This is a genomic window from Planctobacterium sp. AWM4_229, assembly GCF_056160305.1.
On the sequence record NZ_JBSWWX010000001.1, the window covers coordinates 267307 to 282756 of the forward strand.

The 15450-nt window shown below is 43.8% G+C and carries 14 protein-coding genes; 6 read left to right on the forward strand and 8 right to left on the reverse strand.

The genetic code is table 11. The annotated features are described in order from the left end of the window. Positions 1-4: 4 nt before the first annotated feature. Positions 5-529 (reverse strand): hypothetical protein, encoded by a 525-nt coding sequence (locus ACXAGP_RS01175; protein WP_475259020.1) that lies wholly within the window; start codon positions 527-529, stop codon positions 5-7. An 89-nt stretch (positions 530-618) separates the two neighbouring features. On the opposite strand from ACXAGP_RS01175, the gene ACXAGP_RS01180 reads away from it, so the two are divergent. Continuing rightward, the gene (locus ACXAGP_RS01180; protein ID WP_475259021.1) at positions 619-1482 is read left to right on the forward strand and encodes a prolyl hydroxylase family protein; all 864 of its coding nucleotides are present in this window, start codon (positions 619-621) and stop codon (positions 1480-1482) included. 4 nt (positions 1483-1486) lie between these two features. Here ACXAGP_RS01180 and ACXAGP_RS01185 read toward each other — a convergent pair whose 3' ends face one another. From ACXAGP_RS01185 to pgm, 6 genes are all read right to left on the reverse strand, one after another. After that, positions 1487-1819: a heavy metal-binding domain-containing protein gene (locus ACXAGP_RS01185; protein WP_475259022.1), complete on the reverse strand. Its 333-nt coding sequence runs from the start codon at positions 1817-1819 to the stop codon at positions 1487-1489. A gap of 1 nt (position 1820) precedes the next feature. Further along, the gene (locus tag ACXAGP_RS01190) at positions 1821-2234 is read right to left on the reverse strand and encodes an HIT domain-containing protein (RefSeq protein WP_475259023.1); all 414 of its coding nucleotides are present in this window, start codon (positions 2232-2234) and stop codon (positions 1821-1823) included. Next, a complete protein-coding gene (gene astE / locus ACXAGP_RS01195) occupies positions 2235-3275 on the reverse strand; it encodes a succinylglutamate desuccinylase (RefSeq protein ID WP_475259024.1) in 1041 nt (346 codons plus the stop codon). It lies immediately after the preceding gene. 111 nt (positions 3276-3386) lie between these two features. Then, complete coding sequence (locus ACXAGP_RS01200) at positions 3387-4700, reverse strand: putative bifunctional diguanylate cyclase/phosphodiesterase (RefSeq protein ID WP_475259025.1); 1314 nt, start codon at positions 4698-4700, stop codon at positions 3387-3389. 180 nt (positions 4701-4880) lie between these two features. Then, positions 4881-7325: a glycogen/starch/alpha-glucan phosphorylase gene (locus ACXAGP_RS01205; protein ID WP_475259501.1), complete on the reverse strand. Its 2445-nt coding sequence runs from the start codon at positions 7323-7325 to the stop codon at positions 4881-4883. Between the two features lie 319 nt (positions 7326-7644). Continuing rightward, positions 7645-9297, reverse strand: coding sequence for a phosphoglucomutase (alpha-D-glucose-1,6-bisphosphate-dependent) (pgm, locus tag ACXAGP_RS01210; protein WP_475259026.1), 1653 nt, complete (start codon positions 9295-9297; stop codon positions 7645-7647). A 480-nt stretch (positions 9298-9777) separates the two neighbouring features. On the opposite strand from pgm, the gene ACXAGP_RS01215 reads away from it, so the two are divergent. The 4 genes from ACXAGP_RS01215 (at position 9778) to ACXAGP_RS01230 (ending at position 12418) form a co-directional block, all read left to right on the forward strand. Continuing rightward, entirely contained in the window at positions 9778-10548 is a 771-nt protein-coding gene (locus ACXAGP_RS01215; RefSeq protein ID WP_475259027.1) for an alpha/beta fold hydrolase, read from the forward strand. A 107-nt stretch (positions 10549-10655) separates the two neighbouring features. Next, a complete protein-coding gene (locus ACXAGP_RS01220; protein ID WP_475259028.1) occupies positions 10656-10865 on the forward strand; it encodes a DUF2788 domain-containing protein in 210 nt (69 codons plus the stop codon). 81 nt (positions 10866-10946) lie between these two features. Beyond that, entirely contained in the window at positions 10947-11471 is a 525-nt protein-coding gene (gene fldA / locus ACXAGP_RS01225; protein WP_475259029.1) for a flavodoxin FldA, read from the forward strand. A gap of 296 nt (positions 11472-11767) precedes the next feature. After that, positions 11768-12418 carry an SLATT domain-containing protein gene (locus ACXAGP_RS01230; RefSeq protein WP_475259030.1) on the forward strand — a complete coding sequence of 217 codons (651 nt, stop codon included), beginning with the start codon at positions 11768-11770 and terminating at the stop codon, positions 12416-12418. A 238-nt stretch (positions 12419-12656) separates the two neighbouring features. Here the strand turns inward: ACXAGP_RS01230 and ACXAGP_RS01235 are convergent, their stop codons facing one another. Next, a complete protein-coding gene (locus ACXAGP_RS01235; RefSeq protein WP_475259031.1) occupies positions 12657-14678 on the reverse strand; it encodes a HAMP domain-containing methyl-accepting chemotaxis protein in 2022 nt (673 codons plus the stop codon). Between the two features lie 298 nt (positions 14679-14976). Between ACXAGP_RS01235 and fur the strand changes: the two genes are divergently transcribed. Further along, positions 14977-15396, forward strand: coding sequence for a ferric iron uptake transcriptional regulator (fur, locus tag ACXAGP_RS01240; RefSeq protein WP_475259032.1), 420 nt, complete (start codon positions 14977-14979; stop codon positions 15394-15396). Positions 15397-15450 lie beyond the last annotated feature (54 nt).

The following is a 15450-nucleotide window of genomic DNA, read 5'->3' on the forward strand; positions in this document are numbered from 1 at the left end:
TTAATCAATTGATAGACATTTTAAGCCAGGAAAGGCGGGATTGATGTAATAAGCTAAGGTGCTGATTGAGATCAGTAAAACGATTAATAGGCTCATCTATCCCACTTACCGCTTGCCAGACAAAACGGTGGCAATTGTTATTCAGTAAATCGTAATCTCGGTATTGATAAAGATGGCTGACTGCTCGAGTGTGGGTATGCTCTGCAATCAATGGGTGACCAAATGTATCACAGGCGATAAAGATCTCTTCACCGGAACGGTCCGCTAGAAAGCGTTCAGCGCTAATACTGCGGATCAAACCATTACCATTGAGCTCTATGACACCATCATCGAACCAAATACCGGTGTGGTCCAGTACACCATAAACTTCACAGCACACCACGGCCCCGTCTAAAGGTTGTACCGAAAGCGTCGATTCACCCGGTAAAACATCGACATGTCCCCGATGCTGAGAAATTTTATTGCTGTATTTAATTCCAGCCAAAGTTGCTGCGGCAGCGGCACCTAGCCATAACAAGGGTAAAGCCATATTGTCGATTCACATTGACACATAACAAAATATAAGCAGGATATAAGCAAGAAGGCAAAAAATAAGCAAAACCTACTTCGTAACCTTTTATGTCAGATTTCCAGCAGGCTACTGCAAAATTACAACAATGGATTGCCCAGCAATTAAAACAGGGTATCAGTAAACAGCAGCTTTATTTCTATTTACTAAAGCGCGACTTTGCACAATCCATGATTGATTTGCTTCTCGATGGCTATCAACCTGTGGCCAATACAGCTGTGATTGAACAACTCCCGGAAACACTGAGTCCCAAGCAATTAGCTTTATTTGATGAGGCCAGCCACTTTTTTGCTCTGGCCAATATTCGCCTGACCACAGAACATAAACGGTTCCAGTTGCCTGTGTCTGATGTGCAGATTTTTCACGTACCTCAGGTGATCGATGCAAAGCTGTGTGAACAGCTTATCATTCGCTCGCGCCGTTTCTTTTCACCATCACAAGTGGTAGGTCAAAAATACGCAGTAAAAGACTCAGGTCGCAGTTCAACAACAGCGTTAGTGCGAGATATTGCCGCTGATGTTGAAAAAAAACTGCAAAGAAGTTTCGGAGCACTGTTGGGTATCGATCCCCGATTTTGCGAACCGCTGCAAATCCAGAGTTACCAACCAGGTCAAGCTTATCAAAACCACGCAGATTGGTTTGACAAAGCGCATCCTGGATACAAGGACAGCATAGCGAACCAAGGTCAGCGTACCTGGACCTGCCTGATTTATTTAAACGAAGACTTCGAAGGCGGAGAAACGCTGTTTACTAATATCAAACAGCAAATTAACCCAGCAACAGGCTCAGCTTGCATCTGGAATAACCTGCAGGTTAATGGTGAGGTGAATAGCGAAACCTATCATCAGGGTTTAACAGTGAACAGGGGAACAAAATATATTTTAACGGCCTGGTTTAGAGCCAAGCCGCATTAACACTTTAAGATTTAGCTTTATGAGCTTTAACAGCAGTTCCGGCAATGCTTACCATCAACATACTGCCCTTATCTCCGACAATTTGATAATCAATATCGATACCAATTACCGCGTTAGCACCACAAGCTCGAGCTTCGGCTTCAATTTCTGAAAAAGCAATCTTGCGCGCTTTAGTGAGTACATCCTCGTACGCACCACTTCGTCCACCTACAATATCCCGTACCGCAGCGAACATATCCTTAAATAAATTGGCCCCCATTACGGCTTCGCCCACGACAATGCCATAGTAGTGATCAACTTCGTAACCTTGCAGCTCGTGTGTCGTTGTTACTATCATCCTAATTTATCTCCTTGAATTCAGTGAAGCTAGATATTAGCTGGCTAATCTGGCTTTCGCCATAAGCTTTGGCTGTGAATTTACTCCAAACGGGTGCAGGCCAGGCTTCATCGTGGCGAAACCGGGCAATGTGATGGATATGCAGCTGAGGAACCACATTACCCAAGGCTGCTACATTTATCTTATCGGCCTTGAGCTCAGTCTGCAAAAAACGCTGCATTAGAGCAGATTCGTACCAATACTGACGTGCATCGCTATCAGATAATTGCATTAACTCAGTAAGCCCATTGACCATGGGCACCAGAATAAACCATGGATACCTTGATTCGTTCATCAGTAAGACCCGGCACAATGGCAAATCACAAACAAAAATACAATCTTGCTCCAGCTGCTTGTGCAGTGTGAACGCCTCCACTTAATTCTCCTCGAGCGACGTAGGTACAACCGTTAGCAAAGCTCGTTGCCCAAGCGCCACCTTGGCATTGGGGAACACTATGGCCTCGCCATCTTGTTGTGCAAAATATTCCGCTCCCGGCTCTGAGGCCAACAAAGTACCTTGTGCATAATCACTAAAATTGGGGGTATCGTCGGCAAAATGCAGGGTAAAGTCTTCCTGAGTACGATTGATGATCTGGTTTACGCGATAAATTAAAAAGTCTTCAGGATTAAACTCTGGCAACACCATCTCGGGTTCACAAGCCCAACGAGTTAACATATTGCGAGCCTGTTCAAAACGAGACATGTCGTTCTCACCGAACCCTCTCACCTTGCCTAATTCGACAGTAAAGGCATCCGCTTCGAAATGCTTATTGCTATGGTAGCTAAAGGTGGTTGTTGGAGACTCAGAAAGCATTATTGTAGATACGCCACACTCCCTCATAAAAACAAGCTGTTCAGGTTTACGAGGGCGACCATGGGTAAAGGGATAGACTGCAAACTTTTCGTTTTTTGAATCCCGGATTGCGGTGTGTAAATCGTAGTGATAGCGCTTACGGCCCTCACCTTGTGAGGTAAAGAATACAGATACAACTTCTTCTAAATGACGCGCACGTTTTCTTTCCTGATTTTCAGGAATATCGGGATTAGCATGTTCACCATCAAACAAGCGATTCATATTTTCTTGCACAAATCGCTCACCGATGTCCATCGCAGGTAAATTGCCAAAAATCACTAATAAGCGATGCGCCAGTGTTAATTCACCTATAAGGATAGAACCCACCAGATCATCACAAATTTCAATAGGCGCAGTTTCGTTTCCGTGAATACCGCAGGAATATATGATGTCTTTGTCGCCTGCATTCTCCGGCTCAAATTGAATTACCCCTTCGGACAACACACTCACCTGGGTATTGTTGTTTAAGGAAAATTGTAGTGGTGTTGCGAACAAGGCAGGTTCAGTTCTGGAAAGGTGTAAAAAGTCACCTTTAGATAATAATCTGGTTATTGTATCGGACATAAAGATGTTTTGATTCTAATTAGTAGGGTCAGAATGCTCAATGATACAGGATGTGGCAGGTTATTTTAAGCCAGATGAAACTTTGACCCGGACGCCAATAGAAAACTTAAACTATTTACGCGCTTCGAATGCGTAAGAGCCACCAACGCTGATATCGGTATTAAGCAGTTGCATAAAATCAGCCATGGGAATGGCTTGTGAGAATAAGTAGCCCTGCCCTGAATTGATGCCCAGCTGACGAAGAATATGCAGGTGCTGCAATTCTTCAATGCCTTCAGCTACCACATTACAGGAAAGCGAATCGGCAATCACCTTGGTGGCTTCGACTATCGCTTTATTCACTGGATTGTCCAGCAGTTGCATGATAAAGGTCTTATCAATTTTGATAGTATCGATATCCAGATCCCGAATATAGGCCAGATTAGAATAACCTTTTCCGAAATCATCAATTGCGATTTTGGCTCCCAAACGCTTAGCAGCCGCCAGCTGTTTATTTACCATCAGTGAGTTGGACATAGCCGCATCTTCGGTAAGCTCCAACTCAATGCGACTTAAATCGACGCACATGTTATCGCTGTACTGTTTTAAGCGATGCACAAATTTATCGTCGTAAAGCTGCGTCGGCGAAACGTTTACTGCCAAATTGATATCAAAACCTGCTGCCTGAAAATACAACAAGCTGTCAAACGCTTTACGCAGTGCCCAATAACCTAATTCGTTCATCATGTTATAGGACTCAGCGGCATCGATAAGTGCCCCTGGAAATAACATGCCATCTAACGGATGATTCCAGCGCAACAAACATTCTGCCCCGGTGATTTGCAAGCTATTCAAATCGATTTTGGGCTGGAAATAAAGTTCCAATTCATCATGGGCAAAAGCGCGCTTTAAATCGGCTTTCAAGGCCAACGCCCGACCACCAGAATGGCGACGCTGCTCTAAAGTAACAATAGAGAAGTTATCGTATTTATTACCCTTTGCTTGTTTTAAGGCTGTTTCCGCGCCAGAAAAAAGTCGGTTAACATCGCGATTATCAATTGGGTTGGATACTGCTCCAACGTTAAAGTCGGCAATAAACGCGTGATCGCCAATGTGAATCGGCGCCTTGAAGTGTTCGTTGAGACGAGTGTAAAAACTGTTGAGTTGCGTTGCTCTGTGTTGTCCGGGAAAAACTAAGCCAAAAATGTCGCCACTAACCCTGCCTACTTCAGCATCAAACGCGAAAATTGACTGAATACGCCTGACTATTTCCGCCAATATGTAATCACCAGCCTTATAACCAAAGCTGGTAGACACGTCGGAAAACCGGACAACATCAATGATGAACAACGATACCTGCCCGTCCTGGTCAATCAGGTTTTGCACTTTTTGCAAAAACGCATATCGACTCGGGATTTCAGCAAGCACGTTATGAATAACGCTCATAGAGTACGACTAAACCTCACACAATCTCAAAGCGCAATTTAGCGTTTTTTTGCACAAAAAAAAAGCCCTGATGGAATAATCAGGGCTTGAAACTGTAAAGTTTATGTTATGTTTTCCCCAGACCGCGATCCGGGTGAAATGAAATCATCAGATTTCGCAATTTTAACTCCATGTTTTAAATCAGGAATTCACCTTGCAGCTTTCTAATTTCCATATCTTATTAACATAATCACGGATAGACCTGTCAGAGTTAAATTTACCCATATTGGCCGTATTGATGATGGCTTTCTCTGCCCAGCCGGCTTTATCTCGATAGGCGGCATCAACTTGTTTGTGCGCTTCTGAGTAAGACTCATAATCAGCCAAAGCCAGGTAAGCATCACCGTGCTCAAGTAAACTGCGTTTAATTGAAGACAATTCACCCGGTTTACCCGGCGTAAAGTAGTCAGTGTCCATCCAATCCAATACCGCTTTGATCTCAGCGTTTTGGTAATAGTGATCGTGAGGGTTATAGCCCTTTTCGCGCAACGCGTTTACTTCATCCACTGTTAAGCCGAAAATGAAAATATTCTCTTCACCAACTTCTTCGGCAATTTCGATGTTTGCACCATCCATAGTGCCGATGGTTAATGCGCCATTCAGCGAAAGCTTCATGTTGCCAGTACCCGAAGCTTCTTTACCCGCCGTCGAAATTTGTTCGGAGACATCCGCTGCCGGGATCATTTTCTCCGCCAGTGAAACGCGGTAGTTAGGCAAGAAAACCACTTTCAGTTTGCTGTTGACGCGGTTGTCCGAGTTAATACGCTCTGCAACTTTGTTGATGGCATAAATAATATCTTTGGCAAGCTTATATCCGGGAGCCGCTTTGGCACCGAAAATAAACACTCTGGGATGCATGTCGTAATCAGGATTTTCTAGAAGACGACGATACAGGGCCATGATATGTAGCAAATTCAGATGCTGACGCTTATATTCGTGCAAGCGTTTTATCTGAATATCAAAAATCGCATCGGGGTCGATAGTCTCTCCCGTCAAACGCAGAACCTCTTCCGCTAACGCGACTTTATTACGGCGCTTAATGGCCATAAACTCATCCTGGAACTTCTTGTCTTTGGCAAGCTTGGTGAGCCCTGTCAGCTTATCCAGGTGAATTGGCCAATCAGTACCAATCTTACCATCGATAAGTGCCGATAACTCAGGATTACAGGCTTTCAACCAGCGTCTTGGCGTAATACCGTTGGTTACGTTAGTGAATTTACCCGGCCACATTTCGTCGAATTCCGGGAACAGGTTAGCTTTAACCAGCTTTGAGTGAATTTCGGCAACACCGTTAACGGCAAACGAACCAATGACACTCAAATGGCCCATGCGCACCATCTTCTCGTTGCCTTCTTCGATAATAGAAAGTCTGGACTTAACATCGGTTTTACCCGGCCATTTGGCATCCACTTCTTTCATAAAGCGATGGTTAATTTCGTAGATGATTTCCAAATGGCGAGGCAAGATCTTTTCAATCATTTTGGCAGGCCATTTTTCCAATGCTTCTGGAAGTAATGTGTGGTTTGTATAAGCAAATACCTTAGTAGTGATTGCCCATGCGTCATCCCAAGACATCTCTGCTCTATCCACCAGAATACGCATTAACTCGGGAATGGCGATTGCTGGATGGGTATCGTTAAGTTGAATAACCACTTGCTCAGGGAAACGGCTCCAGTCATCACCATGGGCGCGCTTGTAACGACGTACGATGTCCTTCAATGAACAGGCACAGAAGAAATACTGCTGAATAAGACGCAGCTCTTTACCTGCTTCGGTTTCATCATTCGGATAGAGCACTTTTGAAATTGTTTCAGCCTGAACGGTTTCAGAATGAGAGTCTACATAACCACCGGCATTAAAGACGTCCCAGTTAAAATAATCTGAGGACTGGCTCTGCCATAATCTCAACACGTTAACGGTTTTACCTTCGTAGCCTACTACCGGAATATCCCAAGGTAAGCCTTTCACGATAGAACCGGGGTGCCATTCCTTCTGAATTTTACCATTTTCGCCGTATTTGGTTTCCACATAACCATAAAGCGGAATTTCCTGAATAGACTCAGGACGGCAGATTTCCCAAGGGTTGCCATAGTCACGCCAGCTATCTGGACGCTCTATTTGTGCACCATTTTGGATTTCCTGGCGGAATAAACCGTGTTCGTAATGCAAACCATAACCAATAGCCGGCATTTCTAAGGTGGCAAGTGAATCGATATAACAGGCCGCAAGACGCCCTAATCCGCCATTCCCCAGCGCCATATCCGGCTCTTCTTCCATGATATCAGTCAAGCTGATACCCAACTCCTGAAGCGCTTTATCCGTATTTTCAAACAAACCCAAGTTGTGCATGTTGTTTGAAAGCAAGCGCCCCATTAAAAACTCGGCAGAAAAGTAATGCACTGCACGAGTATCATTAAAGTAGTGGGTTTTTTGGGTCATTCTCAGGCGCTCTAGCACCTGTTCATTGATGGCTGCACAAACCGCCTTCCACCATGCGTGATTATTTGCTTTGTTCTCGTCAGTACCCAAAGTGCAATGTAAATGTCTTACGATTGATTGCTTTAACGTCTCTTTGTCAAACTGCATAGTATTGCTTTTGTTCTCAGCGGACTTAACCGTTTTAGCCGCTGAAGTTTTGCGTGTTGTTGTCTTTTTTGTAGTCGATCGGGTTGCCATAATTTTAGCCTCGCTAATATCAAACAGCAGTAGATTTTTTCGCCATAAAAATGAAAAAACTCTACACCATTTTGTAATTTAATTACAGATAATGCAGAGTTAACCACGTTTACGACGGAATTTTAAGTGCCTCAATGTTATTTTTTTGTTATTTTTTCAACAAAAAAACAGGGACAACAAAATTTTAACGCATATATTAACACCCTATTAACATTAAGGATTACTTAATTTAACAACCTTTATTTTTGAACACCTCATCCACCAGATTTTGTGCTTCGCCTAACAACTGCTCCAGGTGCGCCTCACCATTGAAACTTTCAGCATAAATTTTATAGATATTTTCGGTACCTGAAGGTCTTGCAGCAAACCAACCATTTTCAGTACTGACTTTCACACCGCCTATTGCAGCATTGTTACCTGGTGCATGAGTTTGGATCTGCTTAATCGTTTCACCTGCCAGTTCACTAGAAGTGACGTTTTCGGCACTTAGGGATTTTAACGCTGATTTTTGAGCGGGTGTTGCTGCTACGTCGATGCGTTTATAAGAAGGCGCACCGAACTGTTGGGTTAAGGATTGATAATGTTCGCCTGGATCTTTGTTGGTTTTAGCTAAAATCTCAGCGCCCAGTAAACACAAAATGATGCCATCTTTATCGGTGGCCCAGGTTTTACCATTACGGCGCAGAAAAATCCCCCCGGCACTCTCTTCTCCGGCAAAGCCTAGCTCTGAGTTGAGCATTCCTTGCACAAACCATTTAAAGCCCACTGGCATTTCCGCTACATCTTTACCCAGGTTTTTAGCAACCCTATCAATCATAGAACTGGAAACCAGAGTTTTACCTATCTGCAAAGAGGAAGACCAATCAGGACGGTTTTGATAAAGGTAATTAATGGCTACCGCAAGGTAGTGATTAGGATTCATTAACCCCACCGATGGAGTAACAATACCGTGGCGGTCAAAATCCGGATCGTTGCCAAACGCCAAATCGTATTTGTCTTTTAAACCAATCAAACCCGCCATGGCATAGGGAGAGGAACAATCCATGCGCAACTTGCCATCTTTGTCCCGCGTCATGAAAGAAAACGTCGGGTCCACGTTGGGGTTCACCACATCGATATTCAAACCATAGCGTTCAGCAATGACATCCCAGTAGCCCAGACCTGCACCGCCCAACGGATCAGTACCCAGTTTTAAGCCAGCATCAGCTATCGCTTGCATGTCGATAACCTGATCTAATTGCTCAATATAATTTTGTTTAAAATCCTGCTCAGAATAATATTCACTATTGAGTGCCTGCTGAAAAGATACTCGCTTAACATCTTTACTTCCCGCCTCAATTATCTGATTGGCGCGCGCTTGAATAATATCGGTTACATCGCTATCCGCCGGGCCGCCATTAGGTGGATTGTATTTAAATCCTCCGTCCTCTGGTGGATTGTGCGATGGCGTGATCACAATACCATCTCCAAGTCCGGAGACTTTGCCCTCGTTAAAACACAAAATAGCGTGAGAAATAACTGGAGTTGGGGTATAACCCCTGCCCTGTTGCGCCACAACGGTTACCCCATTGGCCACTAGTACCTCAACCGCTGTAACAAAGGCGGCTTCAGATAGTGCATGAGTATCCATACCAATGAACATCGGACCACTTGTGCCCTGATTCTTTCGAAACTCTGCCAGTGCCTGGCTAATGGCTGCAATATGGGTTTCAGTGAAGGTTGCACTTAGCGAACTACCCCTATGACCCGAAGTGCCGAAGGACACCATTTGTGTGGCATCGGTGATATCAGGGTGAGCACTATAATAACTGCTCATTAAGCGGGGAACATTGACCAATTGATCTCTGGATGCCGGTTTGCCGGCCTCTGGGTGAAGTGCCATATCAAAATATCCTGTTTTAAAAAAATAGATGAAACTCCAGAGCGTGTTAACCTTTGCGGTACAATTTTGCAGCAGTCTGTGTGCAATTTAGACAAGGCGAATGCTTGAAGGTCTGGTGGTTCCAAATCAAAAGCATTCAACACAGAATAAATTGCACACAGGCGCTGCCCGGAGGGTTCGTCATATAAGCGCTTTACTCTTTGTCACAGTCCTTTGACTTAGCACCACTAGGCCTGTAGGACTGTTCCGCGATTAAAGCGCTTATATATAGAACAAATTTCGTACAGCAAAGGTCAACACGCTCAAGTTGCAGGGAAATTAGTATCTGGTCGATAACCTCGACTACAGACACTGAATTTTGGCTTAAATGCCGACAAACTATCCGTTAGTAGCATATACCAATATTTTTGTACTTGTTAAATTAACCTATTAACCACACATTTCAATGAAATTTCAGAGATAAGACCTGATAAAAACATTATGATTTTAAATTACGAGATAAAAGGCCAGGGTGAACCCATCGTACTACTGCATGGTTTGTTCGGCAGCCTTGAAAACCTGGGAGTCATTGCCCGCCAGTTGGAAGATGAATACCAGATAATCAGCATAGATTTGCCAGACCATGGCCGCTCTGCGAAAACCGAACAATTTAGTTTCTCCTTATATGCTGATAGCGTAGTTGAAACCTTAAAATCAATTGACTTGCCGCAGGTCAATCTCTTAGGGCACTCGTTAGGCGGAAAAGTGGCCATGCAGATTGCGCTACAATATCCAGCGTTGGTAAAAAATCTGGTAGTGGCTGATATTGCTCCAGTTGCCTACTCTCCCAGACACCAAAACGTGTTCAACGCCTTGCAAAGTTTTAAGCCCGAGGAAATCAGCAGCCGCCAGGAAGCTGACAAAGCCATGGCAGAGTTTGTTCTGGAAGCCGACGTGCGTCAGTTTTTGTTGAAGAGCCTGGTAAAGCAGGAAAATGGCCAATTCGGTTGGCGCTTCAATCTGGAATTATTGATCCGAGATTATCATCTGTTGTCACAAGCCATCACCTCGGATAACAACTATGCAGGGCGCACCTTGTTTATCAAAGGTGGTAATAGCGACTACATCACCCGAGAACATCAGCCCGCCATCAGTGCCCTGTTTCCCATAGCGGAAGCACGCATTATGAACGGGGTCGGTCATTGGCTACACGCTGAAAAGCCTGTCGTATTTGCCGGGATCGTGTCGCGTTTCTTAGAAGAAAGCCAATGACGCCAATTATGTTGATTGACATCAATGAAAGTTGGCAGGCCAATTAACAACAAAAGCAGCCTGTGCTATAGTGCGCGCCAAATTGAGATGTCGAAACAAAAATACCCATGCTAAGTGAATATTACGAACAAATAGAAGCCATTATTATGTATTTGGCACTTAGTGGTTTGTTCCTGTTAATGGGCTTTGCCGTACACGACGTACTGAAGAAAAACGAGATCCCTATGGGCGGTCGTATCGTAGTGTACTCAGTATTGTTTTTTGGCTGCGTGGGCTTTTTGGCCAAAGGCGTCATTCAAGTATTTTTCAGTGCCTGATAAATCCAGGTCAATAAAGTTTATAGTTGTAACCCGTCTGATTAACTCAGGCAGCATTCTTAGAAGCGAGATGTAAAACTAATGGCAATCGTCGGACTATTTTTCGGTAGTGACACTGGTAACACGGAACACGTGGCCAAAATGATTCAGAAAGAAATTGGTAGGGATATCATTGATATTCATGACATCGCCAAAAGCACCAAAGAAGATATCGAAAAGTACGATTTTCTGCTGTTTGGTATTCCCACCTGGTACTACGGTGAAGCCCAATGCGACTGGGATGACTTTTTCCCGGAATTAGAAGAGATTGATTTTAACGATAAGCTTGTGGGTATCTTTGGTTGTGGTGATCAAGAAGACTATGCCGAATACTTCCTGGATGCCATGGGCATGGTACGTGAGATCGTTGAAACCAAAGGGGCCATTATTGTAGGGCATTGGTCTTCTGAAGGTTACGACTTCGAAGCTTCCAAGGGCATGGTAGATGATAACCACTTTGTAGGTTTAGGAATTGATGAAGATCGCCAACCAGAACTCACCGAAGAGCGAGTCAAAGCCTGGTCTAAACAGATCTTTGAAGAGATGTGCTTGTCTGAACTGGCATAAATAACGAAAGTTTTAGATAAAGGGAGCAGCAGCTCCCTTTTTTATTGCCTGATTACCACAGCCAGCGATAAAAACTCACATCCATTTCAATTTTTATCTCTGCTATTTTGCTAGTTGCTATTTCCCCTTCAAAACCTTACCTTGTTACTAAATAGAAATCACTTTTAGGCTCACTTCTGTACCAGATGTAGCACCTCATGATCCCATAGAACGTCGGGAGCAACTGAGTCATGCTTACAAGGGACTGGATGAATACATACAAAAATGGGAACGCATTTAGGCGAAGAAATAACAACATGGCAAGCACGAATAACTCAACAACTGAATCGCCCGACCTTGAGGGTTTTGATCCGAAAAAAGATCTTAAAAACAATCCGCTACCAGAATTAAAGTGGGATGAAGCCAACCGGGATGCCTCGTTAGAGGTGTTTTATCTGCATGTTTGCACTGAAGCGAACAAAGCCATTGCTTGGTATCTGGATCGCAAGGCCAGTAAACGCATTGGCGCTCGCACCACCCGACTAACAGCAATCCTACTGACATCTGGGGTGGCAATAATTCCATTGCTTGCCAGCATCTACCCTGAATGTATCAATCCGGTATGGGCGTCAGTGGCTCTGGCGCTTGCTGCCACTTGTATTTTGTTGGATCGCTTTTTTGGTTTTTCCTCTGCCTGGATGCGTTTTTTAACTACCGAGATGAAAATTAAAAATCTATTGCAGAGTTTTCAGTTTAGCTGGCAAATTTGGCGCGCCGAGCGCGATGATAAAAATCTCAATAAGGAGCAGTTGCTACAAGGACTGCAGATGTGCAAAGAGTTCATTGAGGAGGTGAATGAAATTGTGGCTGAAGAAATGAAAACCTGGCAAAGCGAATTTCAAAGTATGCTAAAAGAAATCGACCAGGCTACAAAGCACAAAGCGAATAAAGGCAACCAAAAACCATGACGGCAAAACGCTGTGCGCCTGATAAAAGTCTCTTGTTAACTAATCGCTGCTTACGGCTCTATACCATTGAGCATTTATAAATAGTATAGATGGGGATGTATTTCTAAAATGATTATATATTTTCCGACTGAAGTCGAACCAACAGAAAGCGCCCCGATTTCTGTTCTCTAACAGGTGTTTAAGATTTTTTGTAAAAAAGGGAGCAGCAGCTCCCTTTCTCTTTTCTACCCAATTAGGTTTAAACCTTAAACTTAGTGACCGCTTCTTTTAGTTGCGCCATCAGGCAATTGACTTCATCGGTAGCCGTATTAGATTGCTCAGTTAAAGCAGCACTGTTATCTGCCAAATCCACTATGGTATTGAGTCGTTTGGATACATCGTTAAGCACCCTGTCCTGCTCACCCGAGTCTTTTACAATGCGATTGTTTACATCCGACAGCTCTTCGATGATCTCGGTGATTTGCGACACCTTGGTGTTAACTTCTCGGATCATCTCAACACTCTTATCGGATAACGCTTTACCTTCTTCGATGGTGCGTACTGCTTTGTCGGCATCTGATTGTAAACTGCCGATCATGGTTTCAATTTCCTGGGTGGAATTTTGAGTTTTGGTGGCTAATGTGCGTACTTCATCAGCCACAACCGCAAAGCCTCGCCCTTGCTCTCCCGCTCTGGCCGCTTCAATAGCGGCATTCAATGCCAGTAAATTGGTTTGTTCGGCAATACTTTTAATCACATCCAAAATACCACCGATGTTGCGGCTATTTTCTGCAAGATTAGAGATCACTTCGCGCGAATAATCGGCCTGCGTCGCCTGTTGTTGGATTTGTTTTTCCCCTTCAGCGGCCAAATCACTTGCCTGATTAGATTGCTGAGCAACGTCGTTGAGTTTATCCATACCATGGCGTATTTGCTCAACATTATTTTGGCTGCTGTTTCTTACCAGCGCAGTACTTTCCGCTGTGAGGTGAATTTCTTCGCGTTGCTTATCCACTTTTTCCAGCGCCTGATGGCCCAACTCCACGGTTTGCGCGGTGGCAGCATTCAAGCCTTCTTGCTGTTCCAGTATATGCACTACCAACTCGTGCAAGTTATCTGATAACAAGTTCACTTGTTTTGACAAATCACCGAACTCGCAGTTGCTGGAAGCGTCGGCTTTATGCGTTAGATCGCCAGAGCTGATCACTTTGAGGCTACGAGAGATACGACTAATAGGCCCGGAAATGCTCTTGTACACTACAATTCCTGTGCCCACCGCCAGTCCAGTGCCTAACAGCATAATGACCACGCCAATAGCAATATTGGTTTCAATAATATTCAGGATTTCATTTTGACCATCTAAGGTGCTGTCATTAACCTTATCAAACAGAGTTTTAAAGCTTTCAAGCGCTTGGTCCACATACGAGTCAGCAGCCGTATTGGCTTGACGAGCTGAAGCCAGCTTATCCAGCTTATACTGATGCATACCAACGACACCGTTACTACCAAAAATTAATGGCTTCAATTTGCTTAGTTGCTCTTTGTAATCATCCACTAAGCCATCGGTCTCCACCGATTCAGCCAAACGCGTCACAAACTGATCCGCTTCTTCGATGTTGCTCATGGAAAATTCCATGCTACTGACGATATCTCCGGATACTTTCGCATCTTCGGTGGCAACGAGTTCGGTGGTGGAGTTTAACAAGGTAATTAGCAAGGTATCGATGTTATTGCCTGCTCCCGCCAGACTTTTGAGATCATCATCGGTATCCGCACCGGGCATGTAGGCTAAATCTAATAAGGGGGCACTGGTATCATCTACGGCTAACGATACTTTATCCATAAAGCTAGTGATACTATTGCGCTGATTGAGGTAAGACTGCCTTTCCAGGTACATGGTTTTGGCGTTTTGTAAATACAGTTCTACAGAGCGTTTTCCTTCACTCAAATACTGGCGTTGATTAGCCTCGATAGACATTTGTTCAAGGGAGCGCAGTGTGCCTTCAAATTCACTCAGCAGATTATCAAATTCACTCTTATTGGTATTGAGTGCAGACAGGTTATCCATGTAATAACCGCGCAACGAGGCTTTACCGAGGTTTAATAGCTGGGTCTGAATTTTTAATACCTGACTTTGCAGCGGCATTTTTTCATTGATAACAGACTCAGAAGACTCTCTGATATCAGACAGACCAACATAAGACATCACATTAGTGATGAACAACACGAATCCCAGCAATATGAATCCGAGAATCGTTTTTGCTACTACTGTAAAACGCATAATTTTAGTTGCCTCATTATTTTTCTAATTGGCAGTCAATCGCTTAGGTATCATATCGGCCATATTCACTATAGCCTTAATTTCTAAAGTCAGCGTAAAAATTGGGGTCAGCACCCTGACTTTAAATCTATGATTTTCCAAGCATACTCACTTAATTCTAGCGCAGTATAGCGCCTTGTGGTACAACCAGTTAACTTGTTTTTAACAAATAGCCAATATTTTTATTCTGAATACCCCCCTTTTAATCTTGTGCAAGTCACTTATAATGTCGTCAAATTGAGATTTATAAGCCAATCACATGGATCAAAATCAAGAACTAAAGAAAGCGGGCCTGAAAGTCACGCTGCCCCGCCTGAAGATTCTGGAAATTCTGAAAGAACCTAAAAATCAACACATTAGCGCTGAAGATGTGTACAAAATCCTGTTAGAGCAAGGTGAAGATATCGGTTTGGCTACGGTGTATCGCGTACTCAACCAGTTCGATGATGCTGGCATTTTGGACCGTCACCATTTTGAAGGTGGCAAATCAGTATTTGAGATCAGCGACAAGAACCACCACGATCATCTAGTTTGCCTGGACTGTGGCAAGGTCATCGAATTTGAGGATGAAGTTATTGAAACTCGTCAAAATGAAATTGCCGAAAGTCACGGTATCAGACTAACTAACCACAGCCTGTACTTATACGGAAGATGTGTTAACGAAAAGTGTGATCACTAATCAGAAGACACTGCAAACACAGTTGTGAAAGCCAACTTCATTAAGTTGGCTTTT